This is a genomic window from Aquimarina sp. MAR_2010_214, assembly GCF_002846555.1.
Lineage (GTDB): Bacteria > Bacteroidota > Bacteroidia > Flavobacteriales > Flavobacteriaceae > Aquimarina.
The window spans coordinates 3,338,680-3,356,184 of record NZ_PJMS01000001.1 but is presented as its reverse complement, the minus strand read 5'-3'; the positions used below and the strand labels follow the sequence as shown (position 1 = coordinate 3,356,184).

Sequence of the window (17,505 nt, the reverse complement as noted above, 5' to 3'; positions counted from 1 at the left end):
ACTATCCTAATGGCGCTTTGGAGTTCATATTTTTAATAAAAGGTTGCTTGTATAATCGTATCCCTTTGGCTGCTTTAATAGCATTTGCCACAGCAGCTCCTGCAGGAGGTAATGTAGGTTCTCCAAGTCCTGTTGGAGCAATATCACTTTCTACAAAATGTGTTTCAACCACTGGGGTTTCATTAATACGAATTAAACGATAGGTATCAAAATTCTTATCTTTCGGTATTCCATCTTTAAACGAAAAATCACCATACATCGCATGGCCTACACCGTCAATAACTCCTCCTTCGATCTGGTTTTTAGCTCCTAGTGGATTCACAACGATTCCGCAATCTACCACACAAGTAACTTTTTTAACTACAGGAATATCATTCTCTAATACTACATCTGCAACTTCTGCCACATGAGTATTATGACAATAATACGCACTAAATCCCTGATAGGTTCCTTCTTTTGCTTTTCCCCATCCTGATTTATCCACAGCTACTTTTATCACTTTCTCTAATCGTTCTGGAGAATACTGAATTCTATCATCTGTGGTTCCTTTTACTTTTTGCAGTAAATCCAGACGAAGTTGAATACGATCAATCTCTAGTAGTTCAGCCAACTCATCAAAGAAGCTTTGTTCTGCAAAAGACAAGAAATTAGTATATGGAGCTCTCCAGGCTCCTGTTGTAATTTTACTATCGTAATTAGCAACATCTACTTGATAATTTTCAACAGCTCCAGCAGGAAAGAAATTAGGGATCAACCCATACATATTCGAATTTACAGAAGCTTCTTTAAGATGATACCCACTAATTTTACCATCTTTAACTGATGCACTAATTCTATATTTTATCGCCGGACGATAAATCCCTGCAGACATATCATCTTCTCGTGAGTATACTACTTTAACTGGTTTTTGAGCTATTTTTGATATTTCTGCCGCTTCCAAAGCAAAATCACCATAAAGTCGTCTTCCAAACCCCCCTCCCATTCTGGTCATTTCTACAGAAACATCTTCAGGGTCTCGCTCTAATAAATCCGCTACTCTACGAGCTGTACCTGCTGGTGTTTGTATCGGTCCTACCAAACGAATTTTTTCTGGAGTAACATCTGCAAAGAAATTCATAGGTTCCATACAGTTATGAGGTAAGAACGGAGACTCATAAGTTCTCTCTATCACCTGATCTGCTTCTGCAAATGCTTTTTTAACATCTCCATCGGCACGTAATGTATTAAAATTCTTACCATCAAGAAGGCCTATAAGTAGCTTATCATGATCTTCAGTGTTTTCTAATTTTGAATCCGAAGTCCAACTAGCATTCAACGCTTTTTTTCCTTTCATTGCTGTCCAGGTATCTTTTGCTAAAACTGCAATTTTATCACCGAATTTAACTACATCATGCACTCCTGAAATAGCTTTAGCTGTAGTATCATCAAAATCATTCAGTTTTTTACCAAAAGCAGGAGGTCTTAATACTGATGCATATACCATTCCTTCTTCTTTATAATCCATTCCATAAAGTGGCTTTCCGGTAATGATCTTATCCACATCTACGTTAGGAACATTTTTCCCTATGATTTTAAAATCTTTAGAATCTTTTAATGTTATATTTTCTGGCACTTCAAGTGCTGCTGCTTCTTTAACGACTTCTCCATATCCCAATTTATCTCCATTGGCATTGATAATCACTCCATCTTCTGTTTTACATTCTGAAGCATCTACTCCCCATTTGGTAGCAGCCGCATTAATTAACATCTGTCTGGCTGTAGCCCCCGTTTGGCGTAGTGGTTCCCATCCTTGTCTAAGAGATTGACTTCCTCCGGCTACTTGCCGTGTGAAGTTTTTGGTATCCAATGCTCCTTGAGCTACATGAACATTATCCCATGACACATCAAGTTCTTCTGCAATAAGCATAGGCATAGAAGTCTTAACCCCCTGGCCTATTTCTGGATTTGGAGAAAAGATAGTCACCATACCATTATCAGCTATTTTGATAAAGGCGTTAAAATCATTAAAATTTAATTGAGAAATATCAATAGGTATATCAACGGGTGGTTTTGCTTCAGGTTTACATGCCTGAAATAAATTAAACCCAATTAACATTCCGCCACCAGCCAATGCCGATGTTTTTATAAATGACCTTCTACCTAATGAAGGTGATACATTATTTTTCATACGTTTAAAATTTAAATGGGTTAACTCATTTTACTGGCAGCAACTTCTACAGCTTCTTCTATTCTGTTGTAAGATGCACATCTACATATATTACCACTCATTGCATCCCTGATTTCTGATTTATTTGGTTTTGCATTTTGCTGTAAGAAAGCAGCAGCAGACATGATTTGTCCCGCCTGACAATACCCACATTGTGGTACATCTACTTCTTTCCAGGCTTGTTGAACGGGATGCGAAGCATCTTCAGATAAGCCTTCAATCGTAGTAATTTCCATATTTTCTACCGCAGAAACCTGAAGCAAGCAACTTCTGGTAGCAGAACCGTCTAAATGTATGGTACATGCACCACATTGACCTATACCACAGCCAAATTTGGTACCAACCATATCAAGGTGATCTCTTAATATCCATAAAAGAGGTGTGTCCTGATCTGCCTCAACATTATGAGATTGACCATTAATTTTTAAATTATAAACAGGCATGAATTTTAATTTTTAAATTTATCTTTAACTAGTCTAAATAAAGCAAATGCATATCAATTGCTATTGAAGTTACTAAAAATTCACTCTATTGATTCAACTTTAACAGATCCTTACAAATAATTATGATTCTTGAAAATCAATGTAAATACATGACAAACTATATTATAAAAATAAAGTAGTTATATACTAAGTATAAAATCTTTTTGCCGAATAACATAATTACTTCTCCAAATTGAATAGTTATTTCGATATTATGCTGAAAAACGAATATTTGTATTTCGTCGAGATATAGATGTTATTGAGAGAGAATTACGACTATTTCTACTATAATGTTTCTGAAAAACTATTTTACGCTGCTAAATTTTATCCCATATCAACTGTATCAGTTCATCATAAAAGAAAACTTTAAACAACTTTTTTTCAAAATCCTTTTATAATTCCGAAATTTGCATCAAAATTATCCATTTGACAAAGAAAAGAATTGTAATTACCGGAGCACCCGGAACTGGCAAGACCTCAATTATCAATAAACTTGAAGAAGCGCAATTTTTCTGTTTTCACGAGATTATACGAAGTATGACTCAAGAAGCTTTAAAAAGAGATGACTCTAAGGCTATTGTTTCTAATCCTATAATTTCTGTATCTGATCCCTACCAATTCAACACACAAATCCTTAACGGTAGAGTTGATCAATTTAAAGATGCCATATCCAAAAAAGAACACCTCACATTTTATGATAGAGGTATACCAGATGTTTTGGCTTATATGAACTACTTTGATCAATCATATAATGATGATTTTATAAATGCGTGTAGAAATCATATGTATGACCAAGTTTTTCTACTACCGCCTTGGGAGGATATTTATATATCCGATAATGAACGCTACGAAAGTTTTGATCAAGCAAAAGAAATTCATCTTCATCTGTTAGAAATTTATAGTCAATTGGGCTATGATTGTTTTGAAGTTCCTTTTGGGACAGTACAAGAACGCTATGATTTTATTCTCAAAAAAATAAAATAGTTTGCTAAAGTCTCCTCTTAAAATATTACAACAGTATTGGAAACACAATAGTTTTAAACCACTACAAGAAGAGATTATAGCTTCGGTACTGGAAGGGGAAGATACTTTTGCATTACTACCCACAGGTGGAGGGAAATCAATTTGTTTTCAAGTGCCTGCTTTGATAATGGAAGGTATTTGCATTGTTATTTCGCCATTAATTGCATTGATGCAAGATCAAGTACTACATCTTCAACAAAAAGACATAAAAGCAATAGCATTGCCTAGTGGAATCAAATATTCAGAATTAGATACTTTACTTGATAATTGTATTTATGGTAATTACAAATTCCTTTATCTTTCTCCAGAACGTCTTCAACAAGATATTGTGCAAGAACGATTAAAGCAAATGAATATTAATCTTATTGCCATAGATGAGGCGCATTGTATTTCGCAATGGGGAAATGATTTCAGGCCATCCTATAAAAAAATAGAAATTCTAAGAAAAATACATCCTTCGGTACCAATGATTGCTTTAACAGCTTCTGCCACCAAAGAAGTAGTGGATGATATTATGATAGAACTAGATCTTTTTCAACCTAAAATATTTAGACAATCGTTTTTTAGGCCTAATCTGGGATATAGGGTAGAAAACGTAGTCGATAAAAATTACAAACTCACTCAGATTTTAGATACATACCCAGGAACTTCGATCGTTTATGTACGAAACAGAAAATCAGCAATTGAAATAAGCGATTTTCTTAATGCCAGTGGATATTTGGCAACATATTATCATGGCGGTGTAGATGCACAAGAAAAGACCAAACGATTTAACCAATGGATAAAAGAAGAAATCAGAGTAATGGTTGCTACAAATGCCTTTGGAATGGGAATCGATAAACCCAATGTGCGGACAGTAATTCATTATACCATCCCAGAAAGTGTAGAAAGTTATTTTCAGGAAGCAGGAAGAGCTGGTCGTGATGGCAAACAATCTTTTGCCTATCTTTTAAAAAACACAAATGATAATCAGAGGTTACACAATCAATTTATAAAAGTATTACCCGATATAGATCAAGTAAAACTGGTCTATAGAAAGCTGTGTAACTATTTTCAAATATCTTATGGTGAAGGTGAGCAAACTGTTCATAATTTTGAATTTAATACATTTTGTAAAACTTATGAGTTAAACGCGCTCATCACATACAATACGCTACAATTTTTGGATCGCTGCGGGGTAATTCGGTTTATGCAACGATTTACCAAAAAAAGTAGTGTTCATATTCTTACCACAGGAAATCATCTTTTAGATTTTCTTGAAAACAACAAAGAATATCAACTAATTACTAAGGCAATCTTAAGAACATATGGTGGTATTTTTGACGAAAAAGCGACAATTAACCTACCTTTAATTGCTTCGAAAGTAGGAAAATCCGAAGCAGAAGTAGTTACTGTTTTAAACAAACTACATGAAGCCGAATTACTAGAGTTTATATACAAAATTTCTGATGCAGAAATCATCTTCTTATTACCTCGTGAAGATGAACATACAATCAACAACATTAAACACCATCTCATAAAACAAAATACTTCAAAAATAAAGAAGGTAGAAGCAATATTAAAATTTACAGAAAATAATACGGAATGCAAAAGTAGACAGTTACTTCATTATTTTGGAGAAAAAGATACTACCGATTGTGGTATCTGTAGTTTTTGCATCACAAAAAAAAATAATACTGCGTCAACAGACCCCAATAAAATACAAGAAGATATTATAAGGCTTTTAAAGAGAAATAACTTATCTTCAAGAGATTTACTGGCACAGTTAGCATATCCTGAAAATGTAGCATTACAAGTATTACGGGAAATGAATGCACACCAAATTATAACAATCAATCATGATAACCACTATCAATTAGTATAAAAATAATGAGAGACTTACGAATTCTGTTTATGGGAACACCTGATTTTGCCGTTGAAACCCTAAAAACAATACTAGATAATAAATATAATGTAGTTGGTGTTATTACTGCTCCCGATAAACCTGCGGGAAGAGGTAGAAAACTTAAAGCATCTTCTGTTAAGGAATATGCGTTATCCAAAAACCTAAAAGTTCTTCAGCCAACAAACCTAAAAGATGATCATTTTATTGAGGAATTAAAATCATTGAATGCTAATCTTAATATCGTTGTTGCATTTAGAATGCTTCCAAAAATAGTTTGGGATATGCCAGAATATGGTACTTTTAATTTGCACGCATCTCTTCTTCCTGATTATAGAGGTGCGGCACCAATTAACTGGGCTGTTATTAATGGAGAGCAGAAGACAGGAATCACCACTTTTTTTATTGATGAAAAAATAGATACCGGTCATCTTATTTTTCAAAAAGAAGTTGAGATAAAAAATGATGATACTGCAGGGGTCCTTCATGACAAACTAATGAACAAAGGTGCTGATCTGGTATTAGAGACTATAAAAGCAATAGAAAATGATTCGGCAACGGTAAGCCCCCAACCAAAAGATAGTACTTTTAAAACAGCGTATAAACTAAATCGCGAGAACACCAGAATTAATTGGAAAGAGGACATATATACTATTCATAATTTGATTAGAGGGCTAAGCCCCTATCCTGCTGCCTGGTGTGAACTATATAATAAAGGTGTCTCTGAAAAGATAAAAATATACAATGCAAAACCTATCGAAGAAGCTCATACATTTGATATAGGTAAAATCATTATTGAAGATTCTACAATCAAGGTAGCAGTAAAAAACGGATATATTATATTAGAAAAACTTCAACTCCCCGGAAAAAAAGCAATGGAGTCAAAAGCATTATTGAATGGTTATGTTTTTTATAGAGATGCAAAAATGTGTTAGCCCCTATGTAATATAGGGTTTAAAAATCTATCTAAAACAACATTGGTTATTAACAATCGCATTGAGTTATCAACAAATCCCTGTATTTACTGGGCCAATCCTTGCATGAATCATAAATCCGTATAAATTTGTAAAGCGTTTAACATAATAGATTGGTTTAACCAACAATTAATTTAAAAACAGAATTATGAACAAAACAGAATTAATCGATGCAATGGCAGCTGACGCTGGAATTACTAAAGCAGCGGCTAAAAAAGCCTTAGAATCTTTCTTAGGAAACGTTGAAGGTACTCTTAAAAAAGGAGGACGTGTTTCTTTAGTTGGATTTGGATCTTGGTCAGTTTCTAGAAGAGCTGCAAGAGAAGGTAGAAACCCACAGACTGGTAAGACTATCAAAATCGCTGCTAAAAACGTTGTTAAGTTTAAGGCTGGTGCTGATTTATCAAGTTCGGTAAACTAATCAGTTCGTTTCCGATATTATTTAAAAGCTCCCAATCATGGGAGTTTTTTTATGATTTTTTGGCAAAAAACATCTAACTACTTTGATTATTAGAAATAATTATTTAGATTTAAGATAAGTTAAATTGATAGTATGATATCACTACAACCTTCAAAAGGGCATTTATTAATCGCTGAGCCATCTATAATAGGAGATGTGTCTTTTAATCGTTCGGTGGTTCTTTTGGCAGATCATAGTGATCAAGGTTCTATTGGTTTTATAATGAATAAACCTCTTGAATATTTTCTTGCGGATTTGGTTCCGGAAATTGAACTAGAATTTAAGATTTATAACGGCGGGCCAGTCGAACAAGATAATCTATACTTCATACATAAAGTACCCGACTTAATTCCTAATAGTGTAGAAATATCTGGTGGGATTTATTGGGGAGGGGATTTCTCTATTGTGTCCCAACTTATTGTTGAAGATAAAATCACTCCAAATGAAATTAGGTTTTTCTTAGGATATTCTGGGTGGGATTCTAAGCAACTTAATCAGGAACTTGAAGCCAACTCATGGGTAATTGTAGAAAATAGTTACAAAAAGAATATTTTTGGAAAGTCCTGCGATACTTTCTGGAAAGAAAAGATGATAGAACTAGGAGGAGAATATGTTCTTTGGTCTAATGCCCCAGAAAACCCTACATATAATTAATCTCCCAATCTTACCTTGGCATTTAATATTCCTAATAATCTCTTGCTCGTTTTAGCGGTATACTCCTTTTTCCTAAACTTAGTAATTGGCACAATTCCCGTAATTACATTAGTAATAAATAACTCATCTGCTTTTTGTAGTTCGAAAGGAGAAATAGAAGCTTCTTCCATTTGATATTCTGGTAATTTCTCAAGAATCCTTAATAACTGAGTTCTTAATATGCCTTTTAGACATCCATCTGCTATTGGAGGTGTTTTTATTGTATTGCCTTTTACAAGAAATAAGTTTCCATTTAAAGCTTCAATAATCATTTTATCAGAATTAATTAACAAACAATTATCAAAACCATTTTCTTTGGCAAAAATTCCGCCAAGAACATTAACCAGTTTATTGGTTGATTTTAGAGTAGACAAAATATCTGTATTGACATAATGATCTTTAAAAAGAGTAACTTCATACTTTTGATCAGAAATCGTATAAAAACTAGATTTTAGTTCAGAAATTAATATGTTGTATTCTATATCACTAGAAGCGGGCGTATATAGCCCGCCAGATACTCTATTTACCATTAATTTTATCCTTACCGAAGAATTTGTTAATTCATTTGCTGTGACAAGATCTATGATTTCTTTTTCCAAAAATTCTGGAGTAAATGACATTGGGATTTGCATTCTAAGAATACGCATTGAAGCCATTAATCGAAAATAATGATCTTCCCAAAATAGTATAGTTCCAGAATTAACTCTGATAGTTTCAAATAAAGCGTCTCCATATGCATATCCTCTATTATCAATAGCCAATACTGCTTTATGATCTTCTAGTAAATTTCCGTTGATATTAACCATAAAAAATTCCCATAAATTTTAATGTTTATGGGGTATAAGATTTTTAGTATAAAAAGAAGAGTTATGCTGAGCCTAATACCTGTTTTAGATTCCCTATCATATTATCCCATAACATTTTACTTTCGTCCATTTCATCATCTTCAGAATAATCAGTAACCATAAGAGAAACATCTTTGGTTATTTCATCAACCTGAATACGCATTTCGAAGAAATAATCATTTCCATCATTTTCATCTTCTACCCATCTAAATTTTATTCGCTCACCACTTTTTTTGCTTAAAAGTTTTGCTTCCTCTTCAGAATCATCCCAGATAAATGTAAACAACTCTCCTCTTGAGTTTACATTATCAGAAAACCACTCCGAGAGCCCCGAAGGAGTAGATATATATTGATATAATAGTTGCGGCGACGATTGTACCACAAATTCAAGTTCATATTTTATTTTTTCAGACATATCATTAATTGTTGGTAAGCCAATATATAGATTAATTATCGACTATAAAAGTACATTGAAAAAAAAATTAATTATGCATTATTGTTTGCGTCAATCTATTTTGTTTTTATATTTGCACCCTCCTTAGGAGTACGACAAAAAGTATTCTATAAAAATAAGCGGTTTTAAACGGTTTTTTTACACTAAAATAAGGAATATGGCGAGGTAGCTCAGTTGGTTAGAGCGTCGGATTCATAACCCGGAGGTCGGGGGATCGTGCCCCCCTCTCGCTACAAGAATAACAAAGAAAAGCTGACTTTAACGAGTCGGCTTTTTTTATTTACCTAAAACATACCTAAAACAAACACTATTTATTCTCATTCTATTCGATTTTCGACGAATGCTCCCGAATAATCTCTTCTCACTTCACACAAATATCAATAATTGCTGAACATTTTATGTATTCTTCATTGGGATAACAGAGGATTTTCTATAGAATTTATACCTTTCATTTTTTTTACCCACTTCTCTACTCTTCTTTCTCATCCATAAATTTATAATCATAATAATTACAAACACTGTCTATTCCACTCACTGACCATTGCAAATATAGCCGTTCGCCTTTACGCTGTTGCAAGGCGGGCTAAAGAACGCTTATGATTTTTGTTTCGTGAGGTGAGGGCGCGTTGCCTTGCCTTTCCCTCCGCTGCGGCATTTGCTGGCATGTTCAGTGAGCGTCCTAGCCAGATGATACTGAACAATGAAATATTGTTTAATTAAAATCATTAGAAATTATGGCAGTAACAGCAAATGCAAAAAAGAATGGAATTGACAAGAAACCTGGAGAAACAAACAAAAAGCCGGTACCAGCTCCAAAAATCATCAAGCCAGAGCCTCCAACAAAAAGCAATGGTAGTGATGTGACCAAAGATTTGGCAAAACAAGCCGTAGGTGCAGAACCAGTAGTAAGTATTGAAGATCGTATCCTGCAAGTCGAAAAGCTCAAAGGATTAACGGATCGACATAAGCGAGCCACTGCGACACTTAGTAATCTATCAGAGTTCAAGTATAATAGCAGTGAATCTTGTAAGATCACGATTGTAGATGATGCTGGAAAGAGCTTTACTACAGGAGATATTAACCTGATTAGAAATATTGCTGATGGTGCTGAAGCATACATTAAAGGCAAGAAGCAGAATGTAGAAAATGAATTAAAAGCTTTTACACTGTAATAATCATGGGAACTATTCAAATCCTCTCGCTAGCCAGTGAGGGGATTTTTTTGTTTCATTTAATACGTAACTAATATGGCAGCAGCAGAAATTATAGAAAAGTTTGAAGGTAACGATCACCTTAAACGCACATTATGCCCTGATAACGAAGAAATGGAGTTTTTGTATCAGCGATTTGGCAAGCACTCCATGTATTTTGAGGGGAGGGTATATCGCTATCTGAGAGCCTATTGTTCATCATACAACGGAGGGCACTGGCTTGTTTATACGTTATCCAATGGTGGATTTTATATGTCGTTACGTCACGATAAGATGCTCGACATAGAACAACCATCTAACTTCTACCAAGGCAAAATGAGTCCTGATGCAGCAAGTATCGGCGTTAACCTCTATGCTCTAGGTGATATTGCTAACAAACTAGAGATAGAGGCGCATATTGATGCCTACCACCATTTGAGAGACTATGCCAAGATTCATCCAGAGAGTGCTGAAATCTTTCGTTTTATCGACTAATCACTTCAAGTAATCCCTTCATGTTGCTGTGAGGGTTTTTTTTGTTCCATATAAGACCACATAAAGCCACCTAACATTTTATACTCTACTCATTATCAGTATGGCACGTCTTTTGTTACTTCCCTGATATGGATACAATGAAAGTCATATGTCTACAATCAGAAGCCCTCTTTATGTTGGTAGATGAAGTCGTTGAGCACGTTAAAGCGACTCACGATATAAAAGAAGACAAATGGATTTCTCCCGACGAAGCGATGAGAAGATTAGGCGTGAGTAGTGATACAACGATGCAAAAATTACGTGATAATTTAGATATTGAGTTCACACAACCCTCACGTAAAATCATACTCTATGATTCTGCTTCAATAGAAGCATATCTAGAGAAACACAGAAAACGCGCATTATAAACTCTTTCAGTAATGGATGACTTAGAGAAAAAAGAAGAAGAACTGTATGCCAAAGCGTTCAATGATGGGTATTACTTGCAACGCTTCAAACCGGAATTAGCCAATAAGATTTCGGAAACCCCTCATGTGCATAATATATATCTCCAAACCTTTAATGACGGCCGAGAAGCCTACCTTGATGAAGTAAAAGATCGACTTCGTGATTTTACACACGCACCACCAAGCCAATCACAAGATAAAGACATTGACCGAGGAATGGATATAGATCGCTAGGTCATATCCTGTTGATGCCATTTTCCTTTGTAAAAAGAATAATGAGTGCTACAGAACTCATAGGATTTATATTTCATGGCAAGTCCATAAAAGATAGCTTTTAATGTCCGAAGATTTCTTTTTTGAATTTCACTATTAACCGTATACACACCATGCGATAACAGGGCAACATTAGTTCCTGAATCCGTCACACGGATATATTGACCGCTTGTATAGCTTTTTTCTACCAGCCTTTCTATAAACAAACGATCCCCATAATCATTCTCTTGTGTTTTCATATATGGAGTTTTTCCAGTAACAAAATTACGGTTTTGGAATAATTCCAAATTCATCACGGCACATATTTTATTAACAATAAAAAAATAAGAGTATGTCTGAAGGATGGGGTTGGTAGATTTGATACAGAAACGCACTTTGTTACAATGTATCAGCTTGGTATGCTTGTATCTTTTTGGTTAATAGACTCATAGCCTCACGGAACATCACCACTTTACCTCCTCGAATCGTCAGTAATGGGTTCATATGATTGAGTACATCCAGCATGTTACATTCAGTGGTTTTTACACGGGATGCAAGCCGTGTGATGGCAATCTGCTTTTCTTCTTCATTTAATTCATGGTAGCGTCGTATCATAATAATATGTCGTAATTAAAGTATATAGAATCGTCTTACACGATGAATCAGCTCTATGGCTTCATCAGCTGATTTACCCTGCTTGTATAATTTATCCATCCATACATATATTTGTACCTCATAAGGAGCGTCCTGTGCCAGATCATCAAAAAATGTGGTAGCATTCAAATGCAATGCTTTGAGTACATCCAATGTGAATTGGTAATATCGTTCATCGTTGTGTTTATCCATAAGCAGATGGAATTAAATCTATATAAGGCAAGTACAAGATACTAAAAATCGGCTTTCGTGACGTACGGTTTTTCCGTATTTAACTGGATTTTTGTGGAATGAGTTCTAAGAACGAAATACAACGACATCAAGCCATTGGAAAACGTATTAAAGAATTGCGTATCTCTGCGGGTTATAGCAGTTATTCCAAGTTTGCTATAGAACATAATCTCGAAAATAAGAGTGTCTGGCGATGGGAAGAAGGACTCAACTACACCATCGACACATTGTTCATGATTGCCGATATTCACCATATCACCCTCTCTGAATTGCTAAAAGATATTGAATAAACTCTTTAGCCAATGACACTCGAAGCATTCAATCTACTCCCCGAGTCCAATCAGTATAAAGTGGTATTTTCACAAGGTACGTTTGTTGATAGCTTCATGGAAGATCAGGAACGCTATATTCTCTTTGCCATTGAGAGATTTTATGTAGAGATTCATTTTACGGGCTATAGTGACGATGTGGTTTACATCAAGGCTTTTAGAACCAGTCATTTGCTTAATAAATACTTACCGGAAACAATAGACTAACCTCTTTCATTTTTCTTTTGCCAATCCCGCGCGGAGCGCATTTTTTATGTGTGACGGTTTCAACATGCGTTTTAGTCTGCAAAATTAAAGCCTGACATCCAAACACCTCTACCTCTATTCTGTTTTCTACATAGTCTTATTGGATGCAAGGCTTTTGAGGGATGCATTAAATCACATTATGAACCTTTAAAATCCAAAACAATGAATGTGTACGATGCAGCCAAAATACTAGGCATAACAGGAGAGATTAATCCAAAAATTGTGAAATCTGCTTTTCGGGAAGCCTGTAAAAAATACCATCCCGATATCAATCCGGCAGGCGAGGAATTGATGAAAATGGTCAATGAAGCCTATGAGGTGCTCAAAAATCATAGTGGAGAAAGCAAAGGAGAACAAAGCGATTACGGCAATGCGTTAAGTGCTGCGCTCAATGCCATTATCCATCTACCCGATCTTATCATTGAAATATGTGGAGCATGGATATGGGTTACAGGAAACACTAAAGTACATAAAACCTTGCTCAATGAATCTGGTTTCTGGTGGGCTTCTAAGAAAAAAGCATGGTATTTCCGTCCTGAAGAATATAGAAGTAAATCTAGAGGTAAGAAATCACTGGGTGACATTCGTGCGAAATATGGTTCGGTGCGACCCGACAATAAGAAAGCGTCCCATCCAAACACACTGAAAAGCTATGACCGATAAAGCCATCTTACATGCAGAGTGGGATCGGCAGCTTGAAGCCATGCTAAACAGCCCGTTAAATAGACCGACCATGATAGCAAAAGGCAACCCCAAACGCTTACAGGTCTATTACGGGTTTGCCAAGCTAACCCCAAAAGTGATGCGTAAACATGAACTGGTGATCATCTATGAGAATGCGAACCATAATCCCATGAAAAGTCTGCAATGGATTCTTCGCAAAACACATTTGGTCTATATCCGTCAGCAAACCAAGCAAGAAATGTCAGATGCCAATAATGGCAATCGCATATTTACCAAATATGGTTACTTCATTGATGAATATCCATGGTGCAGTAATATTGATATGGTGTTAGAGTATAATTTTTTATCGGATGATAAACACGTCTCAAAGAGTGAACGTGAGCTCATCCGTGTCATGCTTCGTGAAAAATATACCGAGTGCTACGAGAGTAGACCATGCTACCAAACGGCACTCATCTTCCACTAACCACATTAAAAAAACAAAAAAGATGCAGTTTATAGCTGCATCTTTTGTTTGCGTTTATGTGAGAGTTTAACCTCTATGTGTGCCATTTTGACGAAAACGAAACTACGGTAAACCCGTAATATAACCAAATTCTCATATTCATTTATTTTTCTATCCACATTGAAGTCATAGACTTAACAGGCTCACACATGCTGTTTGTCTTAGCGAAGCTAAGGGCATTTCTCCAAACACAATTTCCTACGTCATTGCTTATTGAAGACAGGCCCTTGCAGGTGAATGGCAAATAAAACAGCATTATTCACCATTAAATTTTAGAATTATGAGTACAAATCAAGAAAACCCAAAGTACAGCACAACCCTTAAAAACACCAAAGGTTATGGTTGGAAAGCCAAAACGATCGTGAAAAACATTCTCGGTTATGATTGGAACATCTCCACATTGAAGATGAATTCAGGAAAGATTAGTTGTACCGCACAAGCCGGAAAACTGGAAACAAAAGACGGCTTCGAGTCCTTTAGTTTTATAATCTTTCAAGACCCATCTATTAGGCTATATCAAGAAACACGACGCGCTACCCAGAATGCGATTGAAGAAATTCACGACAAAGGGCTAGCAAAATTTACCGAACTCCTGAATGCAGGAACAATACCCTCAAGAGATGATGAAAGCAGCCAATCATAGAGAAGTGATCTATATGTATAATAATGCATTTACCACCTGTGACTGTGGTAAAGAAATGATCCTGGTTAAAATATTCGTGAGTAGCAAGAAATATAGAGGCTCATGCGAATGCGGAAAGCACTTTGAATTAATCAATAACCTATTAACACTGACATCATGAAAACAATAAAACATCCATTAGAAACTCACCATAAAGCATGTGTTAACAAGGCAATGCTTGGCTGGCAAAAAATGTCTTTCATCTATGATATATCTGGTTGCGACTGGCATATAGAAACCCGTAAATGGGAAGGGGCTATACGTTGCACAGCAATAATGGGATATGCAGCCATTGATATATTTATTCCATCGAATCGGCCTTTATTACGATTACATACAACCTATCAGTATTGCAGTAAGGAAGCAGTAATTGAAGTACATGAAGCCGGATTGAAACAATTTAACCAGATCGTTGCATCGGGGTTAATACAAGTACCTCAACATATCAAAGCATTTGTGGCTAATCAGAAATATCGTGCTGATATGATTAAATACCAAAAAACAAACATTTCACCAAATACTCACCTTTAAAACATACAATCATGGGATGGACATCATTCGCTTACAATAAAGCAAGACATTTAGACTGGACAGCAGAGCAAGCATTAGAATTCTGCCAAAAAGAATTTAGTACAGACGGTTATCATATATTGAGATTCTGGTTTGACAAAGCAACACACTTAACCGAGCGTAATGCAATCTATCTGGTCATGAAAGATGCAGATGGAGACAATTTCATATTAACCGTATTAGTCGATATTATGGAGGGCAATATCTTCTACAAAGAAATGGATAACAGTATGGGGCCGATAGCAGATCGATGCCCTGTAGCATTCTTAGAGATGTTACCAGAGCCGACAAGCATTTATGATACCGAATGGCGAAAACGGGTCATTAAGAACAGGGTTATTTATCACAGTCAGATAGCAGAAATTATATCACCTCTTAACATTTAATTCACAGAATACACATAATAAATCATTAATTTTAAAGCACTTAACTAAACCCTATATTCAATTTCGTCATTTGGATATGGGGTTTTTATGTTTAACACACAAATACATCACTTATGAGAGAACATCTGACTAAATTTTATTTATCTATAGCTAAGGAGATATTATCATCGGATGACTATAGATTAAAGTTGTCCAAAGAGGCACATGATTTATTTAAGAGTAATATCGAAGATACTCTGAATGCTCAGGACAGTGAAGTTTTGGAAACCCCAAACTGGCTTTCTATGACCGCTAAAAACACTGAACTCTTTACTCACATTTTAGCACTAAAACACCTAGTGGAAAATAACCAGAGCCCACAAATAAGTTTGGAATTATTTAAAGAAGTTAAAAGAGTCTTATGCCCAAATTTACCAATTTGCTAGTACTATGGATATGAAAAAAAAAGTTGAAAAAGCCTTTGAATTTGCTGCAAGTCAAGTAAAACAGTTGATCACCATATCGAGTGCTATTTTAGTACTGACTATTACATTTACAGAAAAAATTATTACAGTATGTTCAGTAAATGATTTTCAGAGGACGCTTATAATCACAGGATGGATATTGTATCTTTTAGCAATTATCTTTGGCGTTTTTGCCTTAGGTGCACTAAGCGGCTCGTTACAAAAAATAGCAAATGATAAACTTGATGTATATGCAAAGAATATTCGTGGACCAATGTTAATCCAGTTTTTGTCATTCATTTTGGCAATTATAACCACAATGATTCTTGGCAGTTCCTCCATTTAGAATAAATCAGACTGCCCATTTAATGGTGTCAGATGTAATTGTTGTAATAACAAACTTCTGACATCATTTTGTTCTTCCCAATCGCCATATAACTCATCATTCCATTGCTGTGTTTGTTTGTGACCACTGATATGACCATTAAGTTGTTTGGTGTTTGCAAATGACTTCTGGCACTCAGGACATCTATAAGGCTTCAGCTCCAACTCAATATGATGTTCCTGAAGTTGCGTAAATACATCCAGTTTTTCTTCCTGTGATTCGTCTTTTGGCTTGTCCGCATAGAATAAATGACTGAATGAGAATATCGTCCCCGATAACATGATTGCAATCAGTATCGAGCTATAAACACTCTCCGGATAGAACTGATATACGACATTATGGGCTATGGTTCCGAGTAAATAGATAAAGGCGGTTTTCTTCCAGCCTCTCACAGTAAATATCAATATCGCTAAATCCACACCCGCTGCATAGAACCATGCGAACCAGGGGTTATCATACTGGCTGTTTTCAGAGAATACATACACCGTATGTGCTACTTGCGGAATTAAGATAATGGTCAGTGCCAAAATACCAAACCATTCCTTAGTGATTATCTGCTTCATATATCGTTGTTTTACACATAATCCATATCACAGAATATGCCAAAAACACCGTTAAACAGTGGGCTGAACCTATATGAATGGATATGGGTTTATCTGGTCTAATTTTTTTGAGAAGATGCTGAAACAACACTCTCTGCATCTGCAGAGAGTTGATCATTGAGGTGAAGGGACTAATTGCCCCTACACCTATTCGTTTGCAGTAAAATGTTTGATTTTACGCATTCTTTCAACATTAGAAAGTGTCGTTAAGCAAATGGCGGTGTTGATATTTTCATCGATAGTATCAACCTTGATAAAATCAGAATAAGAATCGAAACGATCTTGATCATAGTGATTGAGACAGAGTTATTGTCCAGAGATCATGCAGTTTAATGAGTAGGGAAATAATCGGGTGAAATGATAAAGGCGAGTTGATAGTTCAGCTC

26 protein-coding genes and 1 tRNA gene are annotated in these 17,505 nt (G+C 35.4%); 19 read left to right on the top strand and 8 right to left on the bottom strand.

The window, feature by feature from the left end:
* Position 1: 1 nt before the first annotated feature.
* Both ATE84_RS14385 and ATE84_RS14380 read right to left on the bottom strand, forming a co-directional pair.
* Complete coding sequence (locus ATE84_RS14385; RefSeq protein WP_101448618.1) at positions 2-2,167, bottom strand: xanthine dehydrogenase family protein molybdopterin-binding subunit; 2,166 nt, start codon at positions 2,165-2,167, stop codon at positions 2-4.
* Between the two features lie 20 nt (positions 2,168-2,187).
* A complete protein-coding gene (locus tag ATE84_RS14380) occupies positions 2,188-2,649 on the bottom strand; it encodes a (2Fe-2S)-binding protein (RefSeq protein ID WP_101448617.1) in 462 nt (153 codons plus the stop codon).
* A gap of 465 nt (positions 2,650-3,114) precedes the next feature.
* Between ATE84_RS14380 and ATE84_RS14375 the strand changes: the two genes are divergently transcribed.
* The 5 genes from ATE84_RS14375 (at position 3,115) to ATE84_RS14355 (ending at position 7,681) form a co-directional block, all read left to right on the top strand.
* Positions 3,115-3,672 carry an AAA family ATPase gene (locus ATE84_RS14375; RefSeq protein WP_101448616.1) on the top strand — a complete coding sequence of 186 codons (558 nt, stop codon included), beginning with the start codon at positions 3,115-3,117 and terminating at the stop codon, positions 3,670-3,672.
* Between the two features lies 1 nt (position 3,673).
* Positions 3,674-5,575: an ATP-dependent DNA helicase RecQ gene (locus ATE84_RS14370; RefSeq protein ID WP_101448615.1), complete on the top strand. Its 1,902-nt coding sequence runs from the start codon at positions 3,674-3,676 to the stop codon at positions 5,573-5,575.
* 5 nt (positions 5,576-5,580) lie between these two features.
* Entirely contained in the window at positions 5,581-6,528 is a 948-nt protein-coding gene (gene fmt / locus ATE84_RS14365; protein WP_101448614.1) for a methionyl-tRNA formyltransferase, read from the top strand.
* Positions 6,529-6,715: 187 nt separating this feature from the next.
* Positions 6,716-6,988: an HU family DNA-binding protein gene (locus ATE84_RS14360; RefSeq protein WP_024769076.1), complete on the top strand. Its 273-nt coding sequence runs from the start codon at positions 6,716-6,718 to the stop codon at positions 6,986-6,988.
* Between the two features lie 132 nt (positions 6,989-7,120).
* Positions 7,121-7,681, top strand: coding sequence for a YqgE/AlgH family protein (locus ATE84_RS14355; RefSeq protein WP_101448613.1), 561 nt, complete (start codon positions 7,121-7,123; stop codon positions 7,679-7,681).
* Here the strand turns inward: ATE84_RS14355 and ATE84_RS14350 are convergent.
* Positions 7,678-8,526 carry an aminotransferase class IV gene (locus tag ATE84_RS14350; RefSeq protein ID WP_101448612.1) on the bottom strand — a complete coding sequence of 283 codons (849 nt, stop codon included), beginning with the start codon at positions 8,524-8,526 and terminating at the stop codon, positions 7,678-7,680. The two genes, ATE84_RS14355 and ATE84_RS14350, sit on opposite strands and share 4 nt — an antisense overlap.
* Before the next feature lie 61 nt (positions 8,527-8,587).
* Positions 8,588-8,980: an START-like domain-containing protein gene (locus tag ATE84_RS14345; protein ID WP_024769073.1), complete on the bottom strand. Its 393-nt coding sequence runs from the start codon at positions 8,978-8,980 to the stop codon at positions 8,588-8,590.
* Positions 8,981-9,178: 198 nt separating this feature from the next.
* Here ATE84_RS14345 and ATE84_RS14340 point away from each other — a divergent pair.
* From ATE84_RS14340 to ATE84_RS14320, 5 genes are all read left to right on the top strand, one after another.
* Positions 9,179-9,252, top strand: a tRNA-Met gene (locus ATE84_RS14340).
* A gap of 501 nt (positions 9,253-9,753) precedes the next feature.
* Entirely contained in the window at positions 9,754-10,191 is a 438-nt protein-coding gene (locus ATE84_RS14335; RefSeq protein WP_101448611.1) for a hypothetical protein, read from the top strand.
* 75 nt (positions 10,192-10,266) lie between these two features.
* Positions 10,267-10,704, top strand: coding sequence for an antirestriction protein (locus ATE84_RS14330; protein ID WP_101448610.1), 438 nt, complete (start codon positions 10,267-10,269; stop codon positions 10,702-10,704).
* Between the two features lie 137 nt (positions 10,705-10,841).
* Positions 10,842-11,111: a helix-turn-helix domain-containing protein gene (locus tag ATE84_RS14325; protein WP_101451024.1), complete on the top strand. Its 270-nt coding sequence runs from the start codon at positions 10,842-10,844 to the stop codon at positions 11,109-11,111.
* A gap of 12 nt (positions 11,112-11,123) precedes the next feature.
* Positions 11,124-11,384, top strand: a complete 261-nt coding sequence (locus ATE84_RS14320; RefSeq protein ID WP_101448609.1) for a hypothetical protein — start codon at positions 11,124-11,126, stop codon at positions 11,382-11,384.
* On the opposite strand, the gene ATE84_RS14315 is transcribed toward ATE84_RS14320, so the two are convergent.
* From ATE84_RS14315 to ATE84_RS14310, 3 genes are all read right to left on the bottom strand, one after another.
* Entirely contained in the window at positions 11,381-11,662 is a 282-nt protein-coding gene (locus ATE84_RS14315) for a hypothetical protein (RefSeq protein ID WP_143273644.1), read from the bottom strand. The genes ATE84_RS14320 and ATE84_RS14315 overlap by 4 nt on opposite strands.
* Before the next feature lie 139 nt (positions 11,663-11,801).
* Positions 11,802-12,017, bottom strand: coding sequence for a hypothetical protein (locus ATE84_RS25875; protein WP_143273643.1), 216 nt, complete (start codon positions 12,015-12,017; stop codon positions 11,802-11,804).
* 15 nt (positions 12,018-12,032) lie between these two features.
* The gene (locus ATE84_RS14310) at positions 12,033-12,248 is read right to left on the bottom strand and encodes a hypothetical protein (protein ID WP_101448607.1); all 216 of its coding nucleotides are present in this window, start codon (positions 12,246-12,248) and stop codon (positions 12,033-12,035) included.
* A gap of 98 nt (positions 12,249-12,346) precedes the next feature.
* Between ATE84_RS14310 and ATE84_RS14305 the strand changes: the two genes are divergently transcribed.
* The 9 genes from ATE84_RS14305 to ATE84_RS14265 all read left to right on the top strand — a co-directional run bounded on the left by ATE84_RS14305 (position 12,347) and on the right by ATE84_RS14265 (position 16,478).
* Entirely contained in the window at positions 12,347-12,577 is a 231-nt protein-coding gene (locus ATE84_RS14305) for a helix-turn-helix domain-containing protein (protein ID WP_101448606.1), read from the top strand.
* Between the two features lie 12 nt (positions 12,578-12,589).
* On the top strand, positions 12,590-12,823 hold the full coding sequence (locus tag ATE84_RS14300) for a hypothetical protein (RefSeq protein ID WP_101448605.1): 234 nt from the start codon (positions 12,590-12,592) through the stop codon (positions 12,821-12,823).
* Between the two features lie 201 nt (positions 12,824-13,024).
* On the top strand, positions 13,025-13,525 hold the full coding sequence (locus ATE84_RS14295) for a DnaJ domain-containing protein (protein WP_101448604.1): 501 nt from the start codon (positions 13,025-13,027) through the stop codon (positions 13,523-13,525).
* On the top strand, positions 13,515-14,012 hold the full coding sequence (locus ATE84_RS14290; RefSeq protein WP_101448603.1) for a hypothetical protein: 498 nt from the start codon (positions 13,515-13,517) through the stop codon (positions 14,010-14,012). Before ATE84_RS14295 ends, ATE84_RS14290 begins: the two co-directional genes overlap by 11 nt.
* A gap of 319 nt (positions 14,013-14,331) precedes the next feature.
* Entirely contained in the window at positions 14,332-14,694 is a 363-nt protein-coding gene (locus tag ATE84_RS14285) for a hypothetical protein (protein WP_101448602.1), read from the top strand.
* Positions 14,695-14,850: 156 nt separating this feature from the next.
* Positions 14,851-15,264, top strand: coding sequence for a hypothetical protein (locus ATE84_RS14280; protein WP_101448601.1), 414 nt, complete (start codon positions 14,851-14,853; stop codon positions 15,262-15,264).
* 11 nt (positions 15,265-15,275) lie between these two features.
* Entirely contained in the window at positions 15,276-15,689 is a 414-nt protein-coding gene (locus tag ATE84_RS14275) for a hypothetical protein (RefSeq protein WP_101448600.1), read from the top strand.
* 113 nt (positions 15,690-15,802) lie between these two features.
* Positions 15,803-16,114 (top strand): hypothetical protein, encoded by a 312-nt coding sequence (locus ATE84_RS14270; protein ID WP_101448599.1) that lies wholly within the window; start codon positions 15,803-15,805, stop codon positions 16,112-16,114.
* Positions 16,115-16,118: 4 nt separating this feature from the next.
* Positions 16,119-16,478 (top strand): hypothetical protein, encoded by a 360-nt coding sequence (locus ATE84_RS14265; protein WP_101448598.1) that lies wholly within the window; start codon positions 16,119-16,121, stop codon positions 16,476-16,478.
* Here ATE84_RS14265 and ATE84_RS14260 read toward each other — a convergent pair.
* A complete protein-coding gene (locus ATE84_RS14260) occupies positions 16,475-17,080 on the bottom strand; it encodes a C2H2-type zinc finger protein (RefSeq protein ID WP_101448597.1) in 606 nt (201 codons plus the stop codon). The genes ATE84_RS14265 and ATE84_RS14260 overlap by 4 nt on opposite strands.
* Positions 17,081-17,505: the final 425 nt, after the last annotated feature.